The 23385-nt window shown below is 43.9% G+C and carries 28 protein-coding genes; 25 read left to right on the forward strand and 3 right to left on the reverse strand.

Annotated elements, in window-relative coordinates; genetic code table 11:
• Nucleotides 1-102 precede the first annotated feature (102 nt).
• The 11 genes from Q4592_RS06145 to pstB all read left to right on the forward strand — a co-directional run bounded on the left by Q4592_RS06145 (nt 103) and on the right by pstB (nt 10155).
• Nucleotides 103-567 (forward strand): hypothetical protein, encoded by a 465-nt coding sequence (locus Q4592_RS06145; RefSeq protein ID WP_303511171.1) that lies wholly within the window; start codon nt 103-105, stop codon nt 565-567.
• Nucleotides 568-813: 246 nt separating this feature from the next.
• A complete protein-coding gene (locus Q4592_RS06150; protein ID WP_303511175.1) occupies nt 814-2097 on the forward strand; it encodes an ABC transporter substrate-binding protein in 1284 nt (427 codons plus the stop codon).
• A gap of 108 nt (nt 2098-2205) precedes the next feature.
• A complete protein-coding gene (locus Q4592_RS06155) occupies nt 2206-2829 on the forward strand; it encodes a metalloregulator ArsR/SmtB family transcription factor (RefSeq protein WP_303511177.1) in 624 nt (207 codons plus the stop codon).
• On the forward strand, nt 2826-3266 hold the full coding sequence (locus tag Q4592_RS06160) for a hypothetical protein (protein ID WP_303511180.1): 441 nt from the start codon (nt 2826-2828) through the stop codon (nt 3264-3266). The genes Q4592_RS06155 and Q4592_RS06160 overlap by 4 nt, the downstream gene beginning before the upstream one ends.
• Before the next feature lie 21 nt (nt 3267-3287).
• Nucleotides 3288-3827, forward strand: a complete 540-nt coding sequence (locus tag Q4592_RS06165) for a DUF924 family protein (RefSeq protein ID WP_303511183.1) — start codon at nt 3288-3290, stop codon at nt 3825-3827.
• A 109-nt stretch (nt 3828-3936) separates the two neighbouring features.
• A complete protein-coding gene (locus Q4592_RS06170; protein WP_303511187.1) occupies nt 3937-5682 on the forward strand; it encodes a murein L,D-transpeptidase in 1746 nt (581 codons plus the stop codon).
• Between the two features lie 153 nt (nt 5683-5835).
• The gene (locus Q4592_RS06175; protein ID WP_303511190.1) at nt 5836-6402 is read left to right on the forward strand and encodes a DUF882 domain-containing protein; all 567 of its coding nucleotides are present in this window, start codon (nt 5836-5838) and stop codon (nt 6400-6402) included.
• Nucleotides 6403-6725: 323 nt separating this feature from the next.
• Complete coding sequence (locus Q4592_RS06180) at nt 6726-7541, forward strand: phosphate ABC transporter substrate-binding protein (protein ID WP_137671635.1); 816 nt, start codon at nt 6726-6728, stop codon at nt 7539-7541.
• Nucleotides 7542-7618: 77 nt separating this feature from the next.
• The gene (gene pstC, locus Q4592_RS06185; RefSeq protein ID WP_303511198.1) at nt 7619-8554 is read left to right on the forward strand and encodes a phosphate ABC transporter permease subunit PstC; all 936 of its coding nucleotides are present in this window, start codon (nt 7619-7621) and stop codon (nt 8552-8554) included.
• Nucleotides 8554-9396, forward strand: a complete 843-nt coding sequence (gene pstA / locus Q4592_RS06190) for a phosphate ABC transporter permease PstA (RefSeq protein ID WP_303511201.1) — start codon at nt 8554-8556, stop codon at nt 9394-9396. Before pstC ends, pstA begins: the two co-directional genes overlap by 1 nt.
• A 9-nt stretch (nt 9397-9405) precedes the next feature.
• A complete protein-coding gene (pstB, locus tag Q4592_RS06195; protein WP_137671632.1) occupies nt 9406-10155 on the forward strand; it encodes a phosphate ABC transporter ATP-binding protein PstB in 750 nt (249 codons plus the stop codon).
• 51 nt (nt 10156-10206) lie between these two features.
• On the opposite strand, the gene Q4592_RS06200 is transcribed toward pstB, so the two are convergent.
• Both Q4592_RS06200 and ygfZ read right to left on the reverse strand, forming a co-directional pair.
• A complete protein-coding gene (locus tag Q4592_RS06200; protein WP_303511204.1) occupies nt 10207-10419 on the reverse strand; it encodes a DUF1289 domain-containing protein in 213 nt (70 codons plus the stop codon).
• A 29-nt stretch (nt 10420-10448) separates the two neighbouring features.
• A complete protein-coding gene (gene ygfZ / locus Q4592_RS06205) occupies nt 10449-11393 on the reverse strand; it encodes a tRNA-modifying protein YgfZ (RefSeq protein WP_303511206.1) in 945 nt (314 codons plus the stop codon).
• Nucleotides 11394-11547: 154 nt separating this feature from the next.
• Between ygfZ and Q4592_RS06210 the strand changes: the two genes are divergently transcribed.
• Both Q4592_RS06210 and Q4592_RS06215 read left to right on the forward strand, forming a co-directional pair.
• A complete protein-coding gene (locus Q4592_RS06210) occupies nt 11548-11793 on the forward strand; it encodes a succinate dehydrogenase assembly factor 2 (protein WP_137671629.1) in 246 nt (81 codons plus the stop codon).
• Nucleotides 11765-12169 (forward strand): protein YgfX, encoded by a 405-nt coding sequence (locus Q4592_RS06215; RefSeq protein WP_303511210.1) that lies wholly within the window; start codon nt 11765-11767, stop codon nt 12167-12169. The genes Q4592_RS06210 and Q4592_RS06215 overlap by 29 nt, the downstream gene beginning before the upstream one ends.
• A 68-nt stretch (nt 12170-12237) precedes the next feature.
• Here the strand turns inward: Q4592_RS06215 and nadB are convergent, their stop codons facing one another.
• Entirely contained in the window at nt 12238-13851 is a 1614-nt protein-coding gene (nadB, locus tag Q4592_RS06220; protein ID WP_303511213.1) for an L-aspartate oxidase, read from the reverse strand.
• A gap of 200 nt (nt 13852-14051) precedes the next feature.
• On the opposite strand from nadB, the gene rpoE reads away from it, so the two are divergent.
• The 12 genes from rpoE to Q4592_RS06280 all read left to right on the forward strand — a co-directional run bounded on the left by rpoE (nt 14052) and on the right by Q4592_RS06280 (nt 23365).
• Nucleotides 14052-14630, forward strand: a complete 579-nt coding sequence (rpoE, locus tag Q4592_RS06225) for an RNA polymerase sigma factor RpoE (protein WP_137671626.1) — start codon at nt 14052-14054, stop codon at nt 14628-14630.
• A gap of 21 nt (nt 14631-14651) precedes the next feature.
• Complete coding sequence (locus Q4592_RS06230) at nt 14652-15188, forward strand: sigma-E factor negative regulatory protein (protein ID WP_137671625.1); 537 nt, start codon at nt 14652-14654, stop codon at nt 15186-15188.
• Nucleotides 15189-15199: 11 nt separating this feature from the next.
• Nucleotides 15200-16240: a MucB/RseB C-terminal domain-containing protein gene (locus Q4592_RS06235; RefSeq protein WP_303511218.1), complete on the forward strand. Its 1041-nt coding sequence runs from the start codon at nt 15200-15202 to the stop codon at nt 16238-16240.
• A complete protein-coding gene (locus Q4592_RS06240) occupies nt 16224-16691 on the forward strand; it encodes a SoxR reducing system RseC family protein (protein ID WP_303511221.1) in 468 nt (155 codons plus the stop codon). The genes Q4592_RS06235 and Q4592_RS06240 overlap by 17 nt, the downstream gene beginning before the upstream one ends.
• 196 nt (nt 16692-16887) lie before the next feature.
• Nucleotides 16888-18687 carry a translation elongation factor 4 gene (gene lepA / locus Q4592_RS06245; protein WP_201798667.1) on the forward strand — a complete coding sequence of 600 codons (1800 nt, stop codon included), beginning with the start codon at nt 16888-16890 and terminating at the stop codon, nt 18685-18687.
• A 1-nt stretch (nt 18688) separates the two neighbouring features.
• Nucleotides 18689-19603 carry a signal peptidase I gene (gene lepB / locus Q4592_RS06250; RefSeq protein ID WP_137671622.1) on the forward strand — a complete coding sequence of 305 codons (915 nt, stop codon included), beginning with the start codon at nt 18689-18691 and terminating at the stop codon, nt 19601-19603.
• A 10-nt stretch (nt 19604-19613) separates the two neighbouring features.
• Nucleotides 19614-20288 carry a ribonuclease III gene (gene rnc / locus Q4592_RS06255; RefSeq protein WP_303511297.1) on the forward strand — a complete coding sequence of 225 codons (675 nt, stop codon included), beginning with the start codon at nt 19614-19616 and terminating at the stop codon, nt 20286-20288.
• The gene (era, locus tag Q4592_RS06260) at nt 20285-21184 is read left to right on the forward strand and encodes a GTPase Era (protein WP_137671621.1); all 900 of its coding nucleotides are present in this window, start codon (nt 20285-20287) and stop codon (nt 21182-21184) included. Before rnc ends, era begins: the two co-directional genes overlap by 4 nt.
• Nucleotides 21185-21186: 2 nt before the next feature.
• The gene (gene recO / locus Q4592_RS06265) at nt 21187-21894 is read left to right on the forward strand and encodes a DNA repair protein RecO (protein WP_161985065.1); all 708 of its coding nucleotides are present in this window, start codon (nt 21187-21189) and stop codon (nt 21892-21894) included.
• Between the two features lie 25 nt (nt 21895-21919).
• Complete coding sequence (pdxJ, locus tag Q4592_RS06270) at nt 21920-22660, forward strand: pyridoxine 5'-phosphate synthase (protein ID WP_303511231.1); 741 nt, start codon at nt 21920-21922, stop codon at nt 22658-22660.
• Between the two features lie 3 nt (nt 22661-22663).
• Complete coding sequence (gene acpS, locus Q4592_RS06275) at nt 22664-23041, forward strand: holo-ACP synthase (protein ID WP_137671618.1); 378 nt, start codon at nt 22664-22666, stop codon at nt 23039-23041.
• Nucleotides 23042-23053: 12 nt separating this feature from the next.
• Nucleotides 23054-23365, forward strand: coding sequence for a hypothetical protein (locus tag Q4592_RS06280; RefSeq protein ID WP_137671617.1), 312 nt, complete (start codon nt 23054-23056; stop codon nt 23363-23365).
• Nucleotides 23366-23385 lie beyond the last annotated feature (20 nt).

Below are 23385 nucleotides of genomic sequence, written 5' to 3' on the forward strand. Positions count from 1 at the left end.
TCAACTTACTAAGTTGTTTAGCTTTTATTAAAGGGCTTAGTTATGATGTGCAGTATTGATAAGAAAGCTGTCATTAATACTCTTTCAGCTTTAAGGATGAAGATGAAAAAAATACTCACTGCTCTAATTGTTTCAAGCCTATCTGGCATGGCTTTGGCTAATTCCTGTGATAGCACTGGTTTTGACAGTGCCTCTCGCGGAAACGAGCGCTTACGGGGTGATATTAAAGCCTTGAGTGAGCAATACGTTGAAGCATGTTCTTGGGATTACGACATGCCGCGTGAAAAAGTATGCAGCCTGTTTACCGGTAAGCTTAAGCAGTTGAACACGATTAATGACGCGCCGCTAGCAAGGGTATTAAATCAGGCTGAAATAGCAACCGATGCATGGTATGCCGTGCATGAAAATTGTGCTGATAAGGGCCTTAAAGGTAATGCCGACAGCGCCTTCGAGGCTTATGAAGAAAGCTTTGATGCCTACAATAACCTGATTAAAGAAATCGATACTCGCTATAACCAAAGTTGTCGTCAGCAGATAGAAGAAAACATTAGTAAATACTGCAAATGATTGACTGATGAGATAGTCACTCTTCTTTTATATTCCCACTTTGCTAACAGCACAGTATTTAGGAAGAGGCTAGCATGCTTATTTAAGTCTTAAGTCAGCATGCCTTAGATTAATTGTTTAACAAGGTAATAAGGACGATTACTGAAATTGCCTATAAACTCAATTATCTGAGTACGATTCATTTTATTCGCACACTTAAGCGCCAAGCAGGCCTTCGCACTGGAGACTACCTACCTTATGTTTTACATGGTTAAATCTTTTTGTTTGGTAGCAAGCGTAATTGGCGGGCTGTTCATATCAACAACGAGTGAAGCTGGTGAAGAGCTGGGGGTGGAAACACTCGCTTTACCTCAGCCGCAATCGCTTACTCTGGTTTTAATGCCTAGCAGTGGCAAACAGCGTGAAGCCTATAAACGCTTGATTGAGCAATTTAGTGAGAACTACCCAGATGTGGCAGTGGGAACCCTTGTTTACGAAAGCGAATACTACAAAAAAAACATTGAAAGCATTTTGCAAAGTAACGACGGCGAAGGTGATTTGTTCTTTTGGTTTGGAGGGGAGCGCTTACGTAAACTCGCCGAAGAAGACTATCTGCTTGATATTAGCTCTTGGTGGCAAAAAGGTGAGTGGAGCGAAAAGTTTAGTGCATCTTCAGAGCAAGCATCTCAGCTTAATCAAGCCCACTTTGCCTTACCTATAAATTATTATCAGTGGGGATTTTATTATCGCCATTCGATGATTCGCCACTATCCAGATACCTTTACCTCATGGCCGCAACTGCTAAACACTTGCCAGCAGTTAGCCAAACAAGGTAAGCACTTGGTGAGCATTGGAACCAAAGATGCGTGGCCAGTAGCGGGGTGGTTTGATTATATTAATTTACGTCTGAATGGCTTAGCTTTTCATCAGCAATTGTTAGCCGGAAAGATTTCATTTACCGATCCTCGTGTTGAACAGGTTTTTAGCTTTTGGCAGCAAGCCATCTCCGCTCAATGTTTCATTCCTAGTAGCGATCAGCTGCGTTGGAAACAAGCGCTTCCGGCGATGTATCGTGGTAAAGCCGCGTCAGTACTAATGGGTAATTTCTTTGTGGCTGCGGTGCCAGAACGGGTAACAAATGATTTAGCGTTTGCGGCGTTTCCGCCACTCAAAGCAGGACAAGAGTATTATGAGGAAGCCCCAATTGATGTGATTGTGGCTCATAAGCAAGCTGAAAGAAATGTAGCGGCTTATCAATTTTTAGATTTCTTAGTCTCAAGCCAAGCTTTAGTTGCCCTTAACCAAGACCTAGGCAAAATTAATCCATTGCTCAACGCGCCAGTCAGCAGTGACAGGTTTATAAAAGAAGGTGACCAGTTGCTACGTAATGCCAAAGGTGTGTCGCAGTTTTTTGATCGTGATAGCCCAAGAGAGTTTGCTAGCCCAGCTATGGCGGTGATGGTTGATTTTTTGGAGCAGAGAATTGATGCTAAGCAAGCAATGCAACAAATAGAAGCTATTCGCAGCAAGGTGTTTGATTCAGCCGATTAAGTTTTATCTTTTAGTTTGGGTTTCTGCCTAAGGACTTAATATAGTTCTAACTTTACAAAGATGTTGGCAATGACAATAATGTGATTATTCAAGCCTTAGGAATTCCCCATGAAAACCACAGATAACATCTTATACCGTATTAAAAGCCAAGGTGGCCAAACGGTAAAGATGTTGGCCGAGCAACTGGCTATAACCAGTATGGGAGTAAGGCAGCACTTACAAAGTCTTGAAAAAGAGGGCTTGATTGAGCATTTTGATCAAAAAGTGAAAGTAGGCCGGCCCACTCGGTTCTGGCAACTTACCGATAAAGGCCATGGTCGTTTCCCCGATTGCCATAGTGATTTAAGTGTTCAGTTGTTGGGCGCGGTACAGCAAGTGTTTGGTGATGCAGGCATGGAACAGCTTATTAGCCATCGCGAGCAGCAAAGTTTTAGCAGTTACCAACAAGCGCTAGCAGAGCACACGGACATAGCCGATAAACTTGAGCGACTCAGTGCCAAACGAAGCCAAGAAGGTTACATGGCTAGCTGGCAAAAAGACCAGCAAGATTACTATTTTATTGAGGACCATTGCCCAATATGTGTAGCCGCTACCGAGTGCCAAGGTTTGTGTCGCTCAGAGTTAGAAATGCTACAAAAGCTGTTTGCAGAGTGCCAAGTGGAGCGCACTGAGCATATTGTTGCCGGTTCGCGCCGCTGCGCTTATAAACTCAGCCCGTTGGATAAAGCATGATAAAAGTTCAGATTTGCTTGTTGTTATTGAGCTCTTTGTTTAGTTCGTTTATCGCGGCCTGTGAGTTGGCGGCAATTCCTTTTAGTGAGCAGCGTATGGGTTGTGGTTGTAGTTACTACTTCCCCGCTAAACCGCCGATTAGGCCAAGCATTGTGTTGCAAACTGACCTAGATGGCACCAATCCAATTATGATGCGCAATGGAAAATTGGTGAACCTTTGGGGGGCGCGCCCTAGCGCCTTGTTAATTGAGCCTGGTTATCGTTCGCTACAAGGTTTTCGCTATCATGCGACTTCAATACAGCTTGAGAATATGATTAGACCAGGTTGTACTTGGGGTGAACCAGGCTGTGAAGTAGTCGGGTATCTAAGTCAAATTGCTACGGCAGAAAACTATCAGCAATGCCAATGGGCCTTACAAGGTGATTGTGGTTGTTAACTTGGACAAAAAGGCATCAAGATGAAGTATGAGGAAGTACTAGAGCTTTGGTTTGAGCAATTGAGTCCCCAACAATGGTTTAGTGTTGATGAAGGCTTAGACAAGCTTATTTCTGAGCGTTTTAGCGCCTTGCTGGAACAAGCGACACAATGTGAATTGTTTGGCTGGCGTGAGAGTGCAGAAGGCTGTTTAGCTGAAGTGATTGTACTTGATCAGTTTTCTAGAAACGTTTATCGCGGCTCGTCTAAAGCATTTGCCAGTGATTCCTTAGCGCTCGCCTTAGCACAACATGCGGTGAGTAATGGCCAAGATCAGCAGCTAGCAAGTTCACAGCGAAGTTTTTTATATATGCCTTACATGCATAGCGAATCTATGTTGGTTCATCAACAAGCTGAATGCCTGTTTAATCAAACAGGTTTAGAGCAAAGCTATCAATTTGAACTGAAACATAAAGTGATTATTGAGCAGTTTGGTCGTTACCCTCATCGCAATAAAATACTAGGTAGGGAGTCTAGTCAAGCCGAGTTAGATTTTTTAGCCGGGCCAAATTCTTCTTTCTAAACGATCTCATAGACTTAAAGCGCTGACATAAAAATGTCATGTTTTTTTGTGCTGCCAAACCCACTTAGACACTAAGCTTTAAAGGTATTAGTTGGTGTTGGAGTAGTGGGTGAGAAGGTTGCTGTTTAGCCTATTGGTGAGTTTATTTTCCGTTAATGTATACGCTAGCGTAAGTTTGCTGGGGCCGAGTGACGAGCCTCAAAACGTGTTTAAACAAGCCAATCAGCAGCCGAGCAACAGCACAGCAATGCCAAGTCATTCTATTGGTGTTAAAGGTGCGCAAACCAATGAAGTGGGCCTTGGAGAACGTTTGCTCAGTCGGCTTAATTGGCCTCCTTATGATCCTCAATCAAACTTGCTCGTTACCGATATCAGCGCTTACCAATTGCGCTACCCACAGCTTCAGCAGTCAATTCAGTACTTTCATCCGGAGCCTCTATGGTATGGCTACCCTCAGGCAAGAAATGCACGTGACCAATTACAATGGTTATTGCTGGAGCTAAGTCTAGCGGGTGGGCCTAAGCAGCTTAGTGATTGGTTAAGGCAAATTAATCATGTAGATAACGACAGCCCACAATGGGAAGCGTTGTATACCGATGCTTATCTTGGCGTGATGGCCTTTAGCCAGCAGTTGATGCGTTTAGATTACGCCCAAAGCATGGCATTAAATGACATCGCGACGACGCCATTACACATTTTAATTGATGAGCCGTGGTTAGCACGATTAAGCCGTAGCGATCTTTACCAACAGCTAACAGGATTAAGAGGTGAGCTTGATATAGAGCGTTTGCGCTATCGTCAACAGATTTTATATTGGGTCAATGCTCAGCAGCAGCGTCAGTCTGCAGATAACATTAAGCGCGGCCAGCTGATTCATGCTGGAGGCCGCGACTCTCGGGTTCCGTTAGTACGCCAACGTTTAGCTGAGTTTGATATTGCTAATCAGTTTAGTGATGATGTGGAACAAGCAGAGCTAATGGACCAAGCTACAGTGAACGCCTTACGGCGGTTTCAGGCGCAGCATGGGCTAAAAGCAGATGGTATTGTGGGCAACGATACTTTGTATTGGCTTAACTTTAAGCCGATACATCGCTCTAAAATGTTGGCTAGAAACTTACTCAGAAAACAACTGTTGCAACGCTTTATGCTAGTGTCTGACCAGCAGCGAATAATGGTAAATGTGCCTGCTTATCAAATGACGTATATGAACCAAGGTGCAGAGGTGTTTCAATCTAAAGTGGTGGTTGGTCGAGCTTCACGTGCCACACCGCTATTAGTGAGTGAAATTAGCAGTGTGGTAATTAACCCCTACTGGAACGTACCTAGAACCATTGTGCGTAGAGATATTATTCCTAAGCTTCGCCGTGACCCTAGTTATGTAGAGCAACAACGTTTTGAGTTGTTTGATTATCACGGTGCCGCAGTACCAAGTGAGCAGATTGATTGGACTTTGGTAAAAGATACTGGTGCTTTCCCTTATCGTATGCGTCAGCGTCCAGGGCCCGGTAATGCCTTAGGTGCTTACAAGTTCCACTTTGATAACCAATTTGCGGTATACCTGCATGATACCTCTTCACCTGAATTATTTTCGGAGCAGCAACGAGCGTTTAGTTCAGGATGTGTTCGAGTGGAAGCAGCTGAAATACTAGCGGCTACCTTGTTAAAACAAGCCGGTTATAGTGATCAGTATAAACAGCACTTGATTGCTAAAGGAGAGCCCAAATGGGTGCCTTTAAGGCAAAAGGTCCCTGTTTATCTCGTTTATTTTACTTCGTGGTTTGATGGCTCTGGCGGTTTGCATTATCGAAAAGATATTTATAACTTCGAAGCTAGCGAAAGCGCTCTGGCAAGCTAAAAAAGCTCAATTTAACAGAAGCTTAATCCAACTGTGTAAACATTGTTTGCTTGCATAAGGCAAATGTATCTCAGTGCTTTGTTTGATTTTTAGGTCTCTTATCGGTATTTTGCTCCAAATTGGTGGTTTTTTGATCTATTGGGGTGAGTGTAAATGTTAGACCGAAAGATAAAACGGCGGTCGTTGTTGTTGGGTTTGAGCGCTGGGTTAATCGGTCTTGGAATACCAAAAAGCTTCGCAAGTTCAAGTATTGCTCGAGAATTACCTGGCGAGCGCTTCCTAAGTATGACTAGCCTACATACCAATGAAAGTTGTGAGGTATGTTTTTGGAAAGATGGTCAGTTTCAAGAGAAAGAAGTAAAGCAGTTAGATAGCTTGTTGCGAGACTTTAGGCGCAATGAAGCCACTGATATGGATAAGGCACTATATATGCAAATGGCACTGCTTCAAGAGCGTCTTGGTGGCAATGTTAAGTTTGACATTATTTCTGGATATCGTTCGCCAGCAACTAACGAAATGCTACGCAGTAAAAGTGGCGGTGTGGCGAAGAAAAGTTTTCATATGACCGGGCAAGCCATCGACTTAAGGGTGCAGGGGCATGATCTAGCTAAGGTTCATCGCGCGGCACTAGAGTTGAAATTAGGTGGAGTGGGGTATTACCCGCGCAGTGGTTTTATCCACCTTGATACCGCAAGAGTACGCAACTGGCGTGGCTCTTAAGTTAAAAACACAGTTACATGTTAGAAGGCGTAAGTAATTATTACTTACGCCTTTTTTATTACCTGATGTATCGCAGCGTAGCTGGTGTACCGGCTTAATAATCTTAATCGTATGCCTTTTTGTTTAGTCACAAGCTTCTTATTGTTTAGCGTTTCTTGGTTAATACCATGTAAATTAGGTATATGAATAGATAAAAAATCTATAAATAACCTGAAACATTTCCCAAAAGTTCTTTTTGTAATGTTTTTGTCATATTGGATTGTTTCAATGCATCCCGACTTAGACAAACTGATTGTTAATTTTTAATTGCGAAGAGAAATCTTATGAAAACCAAGTTAATCACGGCATTAAGTGCTGCTTCTATGTTGTTTGCTGCAAGTTCATTTGCTAGTAACACTGTTACGGTCTCAGGTTCTACTTCAGTATCTGGCATCATGGAAGTACTTGCTGAGAGATATCAGGCTACTCAGCACGATGTGGTTGAAGTACAAAGTACTGGCTCGTCTGCGGGTATTCGCGCTGCTAAAGAAGGTACCAGCATGATTGGTATGTCTTCTCGTGATGTTAAAGATTCAGAGAAAAACCAAAGCACTCAAGAAGTGATTATGGCGATGGACGGTATCGCAGTAGCGGTTAACAATGCTAACTCAGTAAAAGATTTAAGCATTGAGCAAGTTAAAAAAATCTACATGGGTGAGATTAAAAACTGGAAAGAAGTAGGTGGCGCTGACCAACCTATCGTGGCAGTAACGCGTGAAGTAGGTTCAGGTACTCGTGGTGCATTTGAAGACATCATGGGTTTAACCCGCAAAATTAACGATATTACTGTTACTGCCATCTCTCCACGAGCTCAAGTGGCTAGTGGCAATGGTGCTATCAAAACCTTAGTGGCTAATAACCCATACGCTATTGGCTTTATCTCTCTAGGTTCAGTTGACGGTTCATTAGCTGCTGTATCTATTGAAGGTGCTGCTGCTACTAAAGACAACATCAAGTCTGGTGCTTACGGTATTGCCCGCCCATTCGTATTGTTGGTAAACAACCAGCCAGCTGCTGAAGCACAACAGTTCCTTGATTACATCATGGGTACTGCTGGCCAAGCCATTGTAGCTGAAGAAGGCTACATCGAAGTTAACTAAGTTTCCTATTCGAAACGAAGAAAAGAGGCATAGCAATATGCCTCTTTGTTGTACGTTGATTTTGGAATGAAAATAAAATGAATCAAACGATTGCTGCTCCAACTCAAGAATTTGAGTTTAAAAATCCGGCGCTGATAGATGCGCTTAACCAGTCTGCTCAAAAGGTCGACTGGGTTGGTCGTATTTTTAACTTACTATTTTTGGTGAGTGCATTAATTGGCGTGATATCAGTGGCCACTATTGGCTACTTTTTGGTGCTTGAAGGTTTACCAGCGATTCAATTTGCTGGCTTAACCAATTTCTTATTAGGTGTAGATTGGTATCCGCCTGCGCTATACGGCATTGGAGCAATGATTGTTGCTTCGGTTGTATCTGCTTTAGGTGCGGTAGTCATTGGTGTTCCGGTTGCCTTGTTAACCGCGATATTTTTAGCAGAAGTTGCACCTAAATGGTTAGCTAACATGATTCGACCAGCGGTTGAGTTGTTAGCGGGTATCCCTTCTGTAGTCTACGGCTTCTTTGGTTTAGTGATTATCGTACCGGCCATCGAATCAACCTTTAATGTGCCAGCCGGTAGTACGTTGCTAGCAGGTATAGTTGTGCTGGCGGTGATGATTTTACCCACCGTTATTACTATTGCTGAAACCTCGATTCGCGCCATCCCTAAAACCTATAAAGAAGGCTCTTATGCCTTAGGTGCGTCGCCAATGTTCACTATTTTTAAAGTGATGTTGCCGGCTGCGCGCTCGGGTATTTTAGCGGGTGTTGTGTTGGGGGTAGCACGTGCAGTAGGCGAAACCATGGCCATTATTATGGTCATGGGTAACTCAACAGCTATGCCTGGTTCGTTGCTGGATTCAGCGCGCTCATTAACGGCGAATATTGCTTTGGAGATGTCTTATGCAACAGGCATTCATGCAAGTTCGTTGTACTCAACCGGTATTGTGTTATTGGTGTTTGTGATGCTGCTAAATACTAGTTTGCTTGTATTAAACCGTAAGAGGGTGAAGTAATGCGCCGTCGTATTGAAGATAATGTTGCGCTAAGCCTTATTTGGGGCGGAGCTGGCATGACCATTTTATTTTTAGCGTGGATGCTTTGGCATATTCTTAGCAACGGCTTAAGCCATGTTAGCTGGGAATTTGTTAGCTCTGCGTACACTACTATTGGTGAAACTTCGGGGATTTTCTCGATGATTGTTTCTACCGTTTATATGGTGGTGTTATCCATTTCTATTGCTGCGCCCATTGGCATTATGACCGCGCTGTACTTAACTGAGTACGCCAAGCCAGGTAGCCAATTAGTTAAAATTATTCGTTTTTGTACTGAGTCACTGGCGGGTATTCCGTCAATTATTTACGGCCTATTTGGTATGACCTTTTTTGTGGTGACCTTAGGTTTAGGTTTTTCAATTTTATCTGGCGCGTTAACGCTGGCGATATTGATTTTGCCAGTGATTATTCGTACCACAGAAGAAGCGTTAATTGCCGTTCCACAATCTTACCGTGAGGCGTCTTATGGTTTAGGTAGCTCGCGAATTTACACCATCTGGCGAGTGATTTTGCCATCTGCGATGCCGGGTATTGTGACAGCCGTTATTTTAAGTACCGGTCGAATTATTGGCGAATCTGCCCCGGTGTTTTTAACCGCAGGTATGGTAACCAGAATCCCTGAATCAGTGCTGGATTCTGGCCGTACCTTAACGGTTCATTTGTACAAATTAACCCAAGAATTGTTCACCGTTAATGAATGGAATCAAGCCTACGCAACTGCCACCGTACTTATTATTTTGGTGCTTGCTATTAACCTACTGACTAAATTGATCGCGAGTCGATTCAACAAAGCTGCTTACTAAGAGATTGATATGAATAAGTTTGACGTTAAAGAACTTGATTTACATTACGGCGACACCCACGCATTAAAAGGCATTAACTTACCGATCCCTGAGAAGAAGGTTACAGCGTTAATTGGCCCTTCTGGTTGTGGGAAATCTACCTTATTACGAACCTTAAATCGTATGAACGATTTAATTGAGAACGTCACCATTAAGGGCGATGTAAAACTAGAAGGTAAAGACATTTACCAAGATCGCAATGTAGCAGCACTGCGTATGAAAGTAGGTATGGTTTTTCAAAAAGCTAACCCGTTTCCAATGAGCATATACGAGAACGTAGCTTATGGTTTAAAAGCCCAAGGGATCCGCAATAAAAAGGTCTTGGATGAAACCGTAGAAACGGCACTTCGTAGCGCGGCATTGTGGGATGAAGTGAGTGACCGCTTAAACAGCCCTGCATTTGGTTTGTCTGGTGGTCAGCAGCAGCGTTTGTGTATTGCACGTACTATTGCTATTCAACCCGATGTTATTTTGATGGATGAGCCAACCAGTGCGCTAGACCCTATCGCGACTCACAAAATTGAAGAGTTAATGGATGAACTGCGTAAAAAGTTCACCATTGTGATTGTTACGCACTCTATGGCGCAGGCTAAACGCATTTCAGATAAAACTGCATTCTTCTGGATGGGTGAATTAGTTGAGCATGGCGACACCGAGCAAGTATTTACAGCACCGGTAGACGAGCGAACCCGTGGTTATGTAAACGGCGACTTTGGTTAAGTTTATTGCTGAATAAAAAAAGCCGCTGGTTATGCAGCGGCTTTTTAGTATTTAGCGATTAATAGGCAAAGACTCTATATGCCATTTGGGGGCATCTTTTCGGCGTTGCTCACAACGCTTCAAAATGGCTTTTTTTGCTTCGTTATTTACCCCTGTCCACGCACAAATTTCATCTAGACGACGAAAGCAACCGACACAAACATCATCACCATCGAGGGTACACTGGCGAATACAGGGTGATTCAATTTGCTCTTGTAAGTCCATTTTCGTGTACCTCGACAGTTATAATCTGCTTACTCTACCAAGCTATAAGGAAGCTGGGCGATGGTATATAGGCTTTGCTCATCGCCTGCTAAGCGAAACTTAGCTTCTGCATCGGTATCATTATTAAGCACCGCTAATAACTCTATATAGCCTGGCTCAAGTTGTACCGCTTGTAACACTGTGCCTTTACCACGCCAATTATCACCCATTTGCTGCTCTAAGCGATCACCTGCTTTGGGTAATGTATTGCCATGGCCAGCAAGGCGTAACGAAGCGCGTTTATTGGCTCCACGATATTTGGCGCGGGCAATGGTTTCTTGACCGGTGTAGCAGCCTTTAGAAAAGCTTAGTGCATCGAGGTGCTGCAAATTAAGCGCTTGAGGAATGAATTGCTGCTGAGTTTGCTGCTCAATGGTAGGCAAGCCTGACACAATTTGCAGCGCACGCCACAACTCGTTAGCGTCTAGATCACTGCTAGGTGCATCTTGCCCCCAGTTAGCCGCTTCGGTAATCACCAAATAACGGCGCTTAGGGCCGTCGATATGCACGCAAATACCTTGTTCGATTAACCCGCCATGGCTAGCAATTTCTTCACCAAACTTCTCGGCGATGTAATGCGGCGCTTCGCTGCCCATTACTGCCGTGGTATGTAAGGTGGTTTCGGTTTCGATATTTACTTTTGAGAATACCGCATACTTTTTCAATTCTTTTAACTGAGATTCAGCCAAGGATTGAGGTTGCAGATAAAGGTAGTCTTGCTCTAGGCGCAGTAAACGCAGTACCGACCACATTTTGCCCGTTGGATCGCAGTGAGCAGCAAGGCTTTGTTGACCTGGAGATAAGCTATTTACGTCACAGCTCAATTGGCCTTGTAGGTAGCTATTAGCATCTTCGCCGCTCACTCTAACCAAGTGCCACTGGTCTAATGGTTGAACTAATAATGGAGGCAAAGTACATAAAGTTTGTTGAGACATAGTCGACTTCCGTTGAGAGCTAGGTCAAGCTTATTAAGGTGTAATTTGGTGGCTGAAATGGTATCTTCGTTAATACTTTTACAGCGCCGCTAATAAGCCTTTTAATGGGTTTCAGTATTGCTGACCAGTGTAACTCATGTCTACAAGGAACAACATGCAGGAAAATAAGTCACGTTTAAAATGGGCCTGTCGTAGGGGAATGTTAGAGCTTGATGTGTTGTTTATGCCTTTTGTTGATGAGGCTTATGACGAATTAAGCGACGAGCAAAAACAAACCTTTAAACGTTTATTGGCTTGTGACGACCCTGATTTGTTCGCTTGGTTTATGGGCCACAAAGAATGTGAAGACCAACAACTCGCAGACATGGTTGATGTTATTCTCAAGCGCGTCAAAGTGTGAGTTCTCGGCAGCGCGCTCGCGCTGCTACTTCTATTTAGTCTTCGCCAATGGCTTGCTGCAAGTTACTTTGCTGCTCGCTTTTCCTGAGTTGCTGCCACTCTTTGCTTCGTGCCTTTTGGCGACAAGCTGCTTTTTTTACCATTGGTGGCATTACCAACCTAGTGGGTACTTTAGTGCTGAGCAGATTGTGTATCAGCAAGGTGAACATCACGTTAAGCACTTGTGGTTGGCCAATTCTCGGGTAGCTTTTGGAGCGTGTTTGGTGGTTTCTAGCACTCAAGATAAGCCTGCTATCAAAGTGATTTTTGCCGACAGCTTACCTAATGATGTTTACCGCCAGCTGTGCTTTGTTATCAACTTCCCGCAAGCTTCGTAACTATCTCCAGCTTTAGTGAGTGACAGAGACAAAAAAGGCTTACTGTAGTAAGCCTTTTTTAATGCGCGTTAAGCGTCGTTATCATCTTCTTGGTAGAAGGTTTCTGGGTCTAAAATAGTGGGTTTAATTTTGTCTAGCTTATCTGGATAATCTAGATTGTAATGCAAGCCGCGACTTTCATGGCGGCGCATGGCACAACCCACAATTAACTCCGCAACTTGCAACAAATTACGTAGTTCTAGCAAATTATTACCCACTTTAAAGTTTGAGTAGTACTCAAAAATTTCTTGCTGCAGCAAGTGAATTCTTCGCATTGCTCGCTGTAAGCGTTTATTGGTACGAACGATGCCTACGTAGTCCCACATAAACAAGCGCAGTTCGTGCCAGTTGTGGTTAATAATAACTTCTTCATCTGAATCACTCACTTGGCTGTCGTCCCAAGGTTGGATTTGATGGCAAAGCTCTACATCATTTAAGTGTTGCTTAATGTGCTGGCTGGCGGCATGAGCAAACACAACACACTCCAGCAAAGAGTTACTGGCCATGCGGTTTGCGCCATGTAAACCGGTATAAGCCACTTCGCCAATCGCGTATAAGTTGGCTAAGTCAGTTTCGCCTTGTAGGTTGGTGACCACGCCACCACATGTATAGTGGGCAGCGGGCACTACCGGGATTGATTGTTTGCGAATATCAATGCCCAGCTCTAGGCAGCGTTTGAGAATAGTAGGGAAGTGAAGCTCAATAAATTCATCGTCACGATGGCTAATATCAAGGTATACACAATCGGCACCTAGGCGCTTCATTTCATAATCGATAGCGCGAGCAACAACATCACGTGGGGCGAGTTCTTCGCGTGAATCAAAGTCTGGCATAAAACGGCTGCCGTCAGGACGTTTTAATAAGGCTCCTTCACCGCGAAGCGCTTCGGTAAGTAAAAAATTACGTGCTTCAGGATGGAATAAACAGGTTGGGTGGAACTGATTAAATTCCATGTTACCTACACGGCAACCAGCACGCCAGGCCATAGCGATGCCATCGCCACTACTCACATCTGGGTTACTGGTGTACTGATAAACTTTGCTGGCACCGCCAGTCGCCATTGCCACAAATTTGGCTTTAACTACTTCTACGCGTTCTTTATTACGGTTCCAAACGTACGCGCCAACAACCCGTTTTTCTTTACTGGTGGTTTCGGTGATTAAGTCCACGGCATTAAAACGTTCTAGCAAAGTAATGTTAGGGTGACTAAGCACAGCTCTAACCAAGGTTTTTTGAACGGCCTTACCGGTGGCGTCAGCAGCGTGCAGAATACGGCGGCGGCTATGCCCGCCTTCACGCGTAAGGTGGTACTTGGATTCGCCGTTAGTGGCTGTTTCTTGGTCGAAGGGCACACCAAGGTTAATCAGCCAATCAATACACTGCTTGCTGTTTTCTGCGGTAAATTTAACCGCTTCTTCATCACATAAGCCGTCTCCGGCTATCAAGGTATCATTGACATGTTCTTCTACGCTGTCATTCTTATCAAACACTGCGGCGATACCGCCCTGAGCATAATAAGTGGAACCTTCTTTCAGTGGCCCTTTGCTCAGCACGTGGACTTTGGCATAATCAGCCAAGTTTAAGGCCATAGTTAAGCCTGCAGCGCCACTGCCTATTATTAGAACATCGCTAGTGTATTCCATAGATGCGCTCTTATACGTAGTTAAAAGAAAAATTGGAGTATAAGCTAGTTTAACTGAAACTTACTCAAGTTTGCAGTGTCTCACAGAGGCGCAAAATTTTATTTGGTTGGAAGAGAACTTTTTTGAAAACAAGCAGTCTGAAGAGATGTGCCGCCAAAAAAGCTACCGAAACTCAAGCATTAGGGAGACGGTAGTTACAGATGTCAGAACAGTGGACAGATCAAACGTTGGTCGAACGGACACAGCGTGGCGATAAAGCGGCATTTAATTTGTTGGTACAAAAATACCAACATAAGGTAACAAACCTTATATCACGTTATATCGTGAATCATGGTGATGTAGCCGATGTAACGCAAGATGCGTTTATTAAAGCTTACCGTGCTTTACCTAACTTTCGAGGCGAAAGTGCGTTTTATACTTGGTTGTACCGAATTGCGGTTAATACTGCGAAAAACCATATTGTGGCTCAAGGGCGTAGACCCCCTGCAAATGATGTGGATGCGGAGGAAGCAGAGTTTTACGATGGCGCTGAAGCTTTAAAAGAAGCTGACACTCCAGAAACTTTGTTGTTATCCGAAGAAATAAAAGAGGTAGTTTTTGCTACAATGGAAGGACTACCTGATGATTTGCGCACAGCAATTACTCTTCGAGAGATAGATGGCTTAAGCTACGAAGAGATTGCAAATGTAATGGATTGTCCTGTCGGAACCGTGAGATCACGGATATTTCGAGCAAGGGATGCAATTGAAAAGCGAATACAACCGCTTTTAAGTAGGTAACTTTGGGGATTAATGACCAATATGGCAAATAAAGAACAGTTATCCGCACTGGTTGATAACGAATTAACCGACGCAACACTGTTAGATCTGTTAGCCAATGAGCCAGAGCATACAGAGCAGTGGAGTAATTACCATTTGATTGGTGATGTACTTCGAGGCGACGCGCCAAAGCAAATCGATATAGATATTGCCAGTAAAGTTGCTTCAGCCCTAGAGCAAGAGCCTGCTATTGTAGCGCCTAAGCCTCAGGTTACAGAGACTAAAGAATCTTCTGTTAAGGTGGTTCGTTTCTTTAAATACGCTGGCCAATATGCAATTGCTGCCTCGGTAGCTGTAGCGGCGATTATCGGTGTTCAACAATATTCTTTCCAAGCGGGCGATGCCGAACAGCCTCTGCCGGTTTTTAATACCGTGCCAGTAGGTGGTGCAGTAGCGCCAGTTAGCTTGCAGTCTAACCCACAGCCTCGTGAATTAAGCGAAGCTGAAATTATCGAACAACGTAAACGTATCAGTGCCTATTTACAGGACCACCGTTTTCAGCAACGTATCGTAGAGTAAAAATATAGCCTATGCGCTTTAAGACTATCGGGATGCCAGTAATGTTGTTGCTGGCATCCTTTTCTGTTTCAGCAGAAACTATCAACACCTCATCCACCGCTGATGCTAGTTCTAGCATTGTTACTCAAACTAGCCCCGCTATTAGCTTGCTTCAAGATTATCAACACGCTTTTCGACAGCGACAATATGAAATTTCATACATTGTCGTACGCCAAGGCCACATAGAACCTGTGCGGCTGATTCATGGTGTAGTGAATGACGTTGAAGTAGCTCATCGAGTCTACCTCAATGGCCCCGCTAATGAAGCTGTGTATCGAGATGGAACCGTGGCATTTTTTGAACCTGGGCAAACTCCTTACAGCCTTTCAACTACTCGCTTGCCGGGAATGTTTGGTAATTTGGCAGCAGTAGACTTAGCGCATTTACAAGCCAATTACGATCTTGTTATTGCAGGTAAGAGCCGTGTGGCAGGGCGTCCTGCTCAAGTGATGCGTATTGTGCCTAAATCTTCAGACTTATACGGCTTATATTTTTGGATAGATTATGGTTCTCAGCTCCCCTTGCGTTTAGACATAGTTGACCAAAATGGTGAGCTAGTAGAGCAGCAAATGGCTGTAACCTTATCTGAGTTTGAACAGCCAAGTGAATGGATGGTAGAGCTCTCGAACTTAGATTTACCTAGTACGGTTGTGGGTAAAGAAGCGGTTAACAACGAAAAACATAAGATTAATTGGCGTTTAGGTTGGCAGCCCAAAGGGATGAATATTGCACAAAAAGAGCAGCATTCTTTGGCTGTGTTGTCTGAATCTGTTGACTACATCAAACTCAGCGATGGCTTATTTGATATCTCGGTCTATGCCAACGCAATTGGCCAAACGAATCCTTTACGTGAGCAACTGGTTCGTCAAGGTGCGACAAGTTTGCACACCGTGGTGAGAAAAGGCATTGAAATTACGGTTGTGGGAGAGATTCCTCCAGAAACTGCGTCAAAAATTGCTGACTCCGTAGTTATCGGCCCATACCTAGAGAAAGCTAATGAGCCAGCTCAATAACGGCTCACTGATCATTGAAACCGCTAAAGTCGTGGAGCTTGATGACGGCTATGCAACCGTAGAGTGTGTCAGTAAAAGTGCCTGTGGTAGTTGTGGAAGTGCAGAGCATTGCGGGAATAGCGCTATCGCTAAAGCTTTTCCAACGCGAACTCACCAACTTAAAGTAAAACTCACTGATTCAGTAGAATTAGGTGACCAGATTGAATTGGGTTTGGTGGCAAAAAATATGCTGCAAAGTGCTTTGCTCGTGTATTTACTGCCCTTGATTATGCTTATCGCTGGTGCCGGTATCGGAAAATGGTTAAACCAACAGATTATGGCGGGTGATTGGCTTATCGCTTTAAGCGCGTTTAGCGGTTTGTTGCTTGGCTTTTTATCGGTACGTTTGCTGGCTAGGTATTTTATCCATCATTCGCGTTATCGACCACGAATGCTGAGTCGGCAAAGTTAAGTTTTTTAAAGCGTCCAAAATTGGGCGCTTTTTTAGTTTTATTACTGGTAAAACATTTACTGAAATAAGTACGCATTTTTTTTGGATTTTGATGGATTGTGGTAGTATCCGCGTCAACGATACAATGCGCGATTGCTGCATTTTAAAGAAAGTTGAGCTTTGGTTTGCTCATTGATGATTTTACAAAGGTAATATCTTGATAAATAAGAATATTCGTAACTTTTCGATTATCGCTCATATCGACCATGGTAAATCGACCCTATCCGACCGCTTAATCCAACACTGTGGTGGCTTGAGTAATCGTGAGATGGAAGCGCAAGTTTTAGACTCTATGGATTTAGAGCGTGAACGCGGAATTACCATTAAAGCACAAAGTGTCACCTTGGATTACACCGCCAAAAACGGTGAAACTTACCAACTTAACTTTATTGATACCCCAGGGCATGTTGACTTCACCTATGAAGTATCACGTTCTTTGGCGGCTTGTGAAGGTGCTTTACTGGTAGTTGACGCAGCGCAAGGCGTAGAAGCGCAGACCTTAGCCAACTGTTATACGGCGATGGAAATGGAATTAGAAGTCATTCCTGTGCTTAACAAAATTGACTTGCCACAGGCTGATCCTGATCGCGTAGCTGAAGAAATTGAAGACATTGTGGGGATTGACGCCACCGACGCTACAGTTTGTTCGGCTAAAACGGGTTTAGGTATCGAAGACGTATTAGAAACCATTGTACGTGACGTACCGCCACCAGAAGGTGACGATGAAGCGCCGCTACAAGCACTAATTATTGACTCATGGTTTGATAACTACCAAGGCGTAGTGTCGTTAGTTCGTGTCACTAATGGCGAGCTAAAAGCCGGTGAACGAATGGTCGTGATGTCTACCGGACAAGCTCACGTAGTGAATGAAGTAGGTATTTTTACGCCTAAGCAAACCAATACTGGAGTGTTGAAAACGGGCGAAGTGGGCTACATTGTGGCAGGCATTAAAGACATTCTTGGCGCACCTGTGGGCGATACGCTTACCACGCTTAAGAATGGTTCTGAGCAAGCTTTACCTGGCTTTAAAAAAGTTAAACCTCAAGTATATGCCGGTTTGTTCCCAACCAGTTCAGATGATTACGAAAACTTTCGTGATGCCTTAGGCAAACTAAGCCTGAATGATGCTTCTTTATTTTATGAGCCAGAAAACTCTACCGCTTTAGGTTTTGGTTTCCGTTGTGGTTTCTTAGGCATGTTGCACATGGAGATTATTCAAGAGCGCTTAGAACGCGAATACGATCTTGATTTAATTACCACTGCACCTACTGTGGTTTACCAGGTTGAAATGAACAGTGGCGAAGAGCTGTTTGTTGATAGTCCAGCTAAATTGCCGCCAACCAATAACATTGCTGAAATTCGTGAACCCATCGCTGAAGTAAACATTTTGGTGCCACAAGAGTACTTGGGTAATGTGATTACCTTATGTGTTGAAAAACGCGGCATGCAAATCAACATGGCTTATCACGGTAAGCAAGTTGCACTAACTTACGAAATTCCAATGGCTGAAGTGGTATTAGACTTTTTCGATAAGCTGAAATCGACTAGCCGTGGTTATGCCTCGCTGGATTACAATTTTAAACATTTCCAAGCGGCGAATATGGTGCGTGTAGACATCATGATCAATGGTGACAGAGTGGATGCCTTAGCATTAATTACTCACAAAGATCACTCTGAGTCTCGCGGTCGCCAGGTCGTAGATAAAATGAAAGAATTGATTCCGCGTCAGATGTTCGATATTGCTATTCAGGCCTCAATAGGCATGCATATTATTGCACGCTCGACTGTTAAGCAGTTGCGTAAGAACGTTATCGCCAAATGTTATGGCGGCGACGTTAGCCGTAAGAAGAAACTATTAGCGAAACAAAAAGCGGGTAAGAAACGAATGAAGCAAGTAGGTAATGTGGAAGTACCTCAAGAAGCATTCTTAGCCGTACTACATATTGGAAAGGACTAACATGGCCACTATATTTCCGCTAATTCTGGTATTGGCTACATTTGTAACCGGAATTATTTGGGCTTTAGATAAGTTTCATTGGGAAAAGCAACGTGCCGCTAAGTTGCTAGATGCTCGAACTGCCGCTGGCGGTGAGTTACCTAGTGACGCCGAAGAGAAGATCACTGCGCCTCCTGGATGGATCGAAAACGGGCGTTCAGTATTCCCGGTTATTGCCATTGTTATGGTGTTGCGCTCGTTTATTTATGAGCCTTTTCAAATTCCATCTGGCTCGATGATGCCGACTTTATTAGTGGGTGATTTCATTTTGGTTGAGAAGTTTGCCTACGGGTTGAAAGATCCGGTAACTCGTTCAACCTTATTGGAAACCGGTAGCCCAGAGCGTGGCGATGTTGCGGTCTTTAAGTATCCTCAAGATACTCGTATTGATTACATCAAACGCATTGTAGGTTTACCTGGCGATCGAGTGATTTATCGAGGCAAACAGCTATTCATTCAGCCAAAGTGTGAATCCACACCTTGCCCTGAGTTGAAGCCTGTTCCACTAGACTTTGAAGTGTCTGGCCGCTTTAAGCAAGGCCCTATGTCACTAGAAAATTATCATGAGCAACTGGGCGAAGTGAGTCATGAAATATTGATTAATCCAGCGGCTCCAGATCGCGTGCAATACTTTTATCAGCAGCCAGGTACGGCTAAAGATGAGTGGATTGTTCCAGAAGGTCATTACTTGGCCTTTGGTGATAACCGCGATAACAGTACAGACAGCCGTTACTGGGGATTTGTTTCTGATGAGAACCTAGTAGGTAAAGCCGTAGCTATATGGATTAGCTTTGAATTTGAGCGCGCCGAAGATTCAATATTACCAGGATGGATACCCACCGGTGTTCGATTTAATCGCATTGGTGCGATCAAGTAAAAGGTAGATGATGATTAGCTCAAACCCAGAACGCTTGCAGCGTGCGATAGGGTACAAATTTAAAGATGACAGCCTGCTTAACTTAGCATTAACGCATCGCAGTGCCGGAGGTGTACACAATGAACGCCTTGAGTTTTTAGGCGATGCGGTATTGAGTTGGGTGATTGCTGACGAGCTTTACCACCGTTTTCCCGATGTATCTGAAGGTGACTTAAGCCCTATGCGCTCTACCTTAGTAAAGGGTAAAACCTTAGCTGAGCTAGCCCGTAATTTTGAGTTGGGTGAATACATTAAATTGGGGCCCGGTGAATTGAAAAGCGGCGGCTTTCGTCGTGAATCTATTTTAGCCGATGCGGTTGAAGCAATTATTGGTGCAGTATACTTAGATAGTGGCACTGATAGCGCCAAAACGATGCTACTGAATTGGTACCAAGATCGCTTAAACACTATTGAACCAGGTTTAAGTCAAAAAGATCCTAAAACCCGTTTACAAGAGATTTTGCAATCACGTAAGCAAGCTTTACCTGACTACCAAGTGGTAGACATAAAAGGTGAGGCGCACAATCAACAATTCACCGTAAGTTGTACTGTAGAAGGCTTAGATGAACCTGTTGTTGGCACTAGCACTAGTCGCCGTAAAGCTGAACAAGTTGCCGCTGAGTTGGTATTGGAGCGTTTAGTATGAATTATGATACTCGTTGTGGCTTTGTAGCCATTGTTGGTCGCCCAAATGTAGGTAAATCCACTTTACTTAACTCTATTCTCGGCCAAAAGGTAAGCATCACTTCTAAGAAACCACAAACCACTCGTCACCGTATTCTTGGTATTGATACCGATGATATCTACCAAACTATTTTTGTAGATACTCCCGGTTTACATATTGAAGAGCAGCGTGCCATTAACCGCTTAATGAACCGCGCTGCGACCAGCTCTCTGGGCGATGTGTCAATGGTGGTGTTTGTGGTTGAAGGCACCAAGTGGACAGCCGATGATGAATTGGTACTGGGCAAATTACGCCATTTAAAAGTGCCAGTAGTATTGGCAATTAACAAGGTGGATAACGTACAAGATAAAGAAGAGTTATTCCCGCATATGAAGTTGATGCAGGAAAAATTTGATTTCTCACACATTCTGCCGATATCAGCCAAGCAGGGGAAAAACATTGAGCAAATTCGAGAATGGGCGCAACAAACTCTGCCTGAGAATGTGCATTTTTTCCCTGAAGACTATATAACCGACCGTTCTTCGCGCTTTATGGCTGCAGAGATTGTACGTGAAAAACTAATGCGTTTTACCGGTCAAGAATTACCGTATTCAACCACCGTGGAAATTGAACAGTTTAAGATGCAAGAGAATGGCGTGTATCAAATCAATGCCCTGATTCTTGTTGAACGCCCTAGCCAAAAACGCATGATTATTGGCAGCAAAGGCGACAAACTGAAAACCATTGGTAAAGAAGCCCGCTTAGATATGGAGCGTTTGTTTGATAACAAAGTGTTCCTAGAAATGTGGGTGAAGGTTAAATCTGGTTGGGCTGACGATGAGCGCGCCTTGCGTAGCTTAGGTTACGGAGACGAATAAGCTTGCCTGAACAGGCACTTACCCCCGCGTTTGTTATTCATACGCGGCCTTATCGTGAAACGAGTTTGTTGGTTCAGCTATTCACGTTAGAATTTGGCAAAGTAAGTGCTGTAGCAAGAGGCGCGCGGGCTAAACGGTCTAAATCGCGCGGCATTTTGCAGCCTGGTGTTCCTTTGCTGGTTGAACTTGCTGGCAAAGGTAGCTTACTCAATTTTAAACAAGTAGAGGCCAGTAATTTAGCTTTGCCTTTGTTTGGCAACTACTTATACAGCGCCCTCTACCTGAATGAACTATTGTACTATTTGCTCGACGAAAACACCGCTTATCCCGGCTTGTATCAGCTTTACCAAGATAGCTTAATGGCATTGGCGAAGCAGCAGCCTTTGGAAGCCTGTTTACGTGAATTTGAATTGAACTTGATAGCTGATTTAGGTTTTGCCTTAACTGAGCCAGAACAGCTTGCCGATGGTGTTAACTATCAGTATCGTTTAGACCAAGGATTTGTTGTAACGTCTCTTCGCTTAAGTAATGTTATTTTTAGTTACCAAGAAGTGCTGATGTTGCTAAGTTTTGATCCGCTACAAGCGTCACACCTTGCTTGTGCCAAACGTTTTTGTCGGATCGCGATTGCGCAGTTACTCGGTGGAAGAGAACTAACCAGTCGTAAGTTATTTACCCCAATTAAAACTACCAATAAAGCTGTTCGATAACAGCATTGTTGAAGAAGGAAAGTACGTGAGTGACATTTTATTAGGCGTTAACGTCGACCATATAGCCACTTTACGCCAAGCGCGTGGCACCACTTATCCAGATCCTGTTTTGGCTGCTGGCATTGCTGAAATGGCCGGTGCCGATGGCATTACCATTCACTTGAGAGAAGACCGTCGCCATATAGTGGATCGTGATGTAGTGGTAATGAGCCAAACAGTGCAGACCCGCCTAAACCTTGAGATGGCTGTTACTGATGAAATGGTAGAGATTGCTTGTCAGCATAAACCTCATTTTGTATGCCTAGTGCCGGAAAAGCGTGAAGAGCTAACTACAGAAGGTGGCTTGGATGTTGTTGGGAATCTTGAGAAGATTACCGCCGCGGTGAGCAAGTTATCTGATGCGGGTATATTAGTGTCGCTGTTTATCGATGCAGATGATGAGCAAATTGATGCATCGTTAGCCTCAGGCGCACCGTTTATTGAGTTGCATACTGGCCATTATGCCGATGCAAAAGATGAAGCTGCACAGCAATCAGAATTAAAGAAAATTGCTGCAGCCGCCAGCTATGCCGCTGATAAAGGCCTGAAAGTGAATGCTGGCCATGGTTTACACTACCACAACGTATTGCCTATTGCGGCATTACCAGAAATTATTGAATTGAATATTGGCCATGCCATTATTGCTCGCGCGGTAATGGTTGGCATGACTGAGGCCGTAAGCGAAATGAAAGCCTTAATGGTACAAGCGCGCAAGAGCGAGCAATAAGTCGTGGCTGTGGTAGGTTTGGGCACCGACATTGTACAGGTAGCGCGCATAGCTAATAGTAAGCAAATGCAAGCCCTCGCAAAGCGTGTTTTAACCGAAAGCGAACAGCTAAGATTTGCTGAACATTCTTCAGCGGCTCGTTTTCTTGCTAAACGCTTTGCTGCTAAAGAAGCTGCTGCCAAAGCTCTGGGAACCGGCATCGCAAAAGGCGTTGGTTTTCAGCAAATTGAAATTAGTAACAACCAATTGGGTAAACCCGAGTTGCATTTTAGCGGAGCCGCTTTAGCGTTAGCTGAGCAACTAGGGGTAACCAGTCAGTTTATTAGTATTAGTGATGAGCGCGATTACGCGGTGGCTACCGTAGTACTAGAGCGCGAATAAAGGAGAAGTATCTTGGTTGAACGATATCGCGTTCAGTTAGACTTATTTGGTCTAATGAAGCTGTTGGCTTTAGTGGGTTTTGGTGTAGGTGTAATAGCTGGCTTGGCTTTGTTAATTTATACCATTATGAATGGTGGAAACATTATTCAGGCGATATTGCCGATGATTATTTCGCCGTTCAGTAATGCTTTAGTGACGGCTTTATTTGGCCTAGTAAGTTACCCCTTCTACAACTGGTATTGTAATCGCAATAGAGGGCAAGTGCTCACTGGGCGCTTCTTAAAAGAACAACAAGACCAAGCTAAAATAGAAGAAGAACAATAACAAAAGCCGCTGCAAAGCGG

It is taken from the genome of Agarivorans sp. 1_MG-2023 (assembly GCF_030548385.1).
Lineage (GTDB): Bacteria > Pseudomonadota > Gammaproteobacteria > Enterobacterales > Celerinatantimonadaceae > Agarivorans.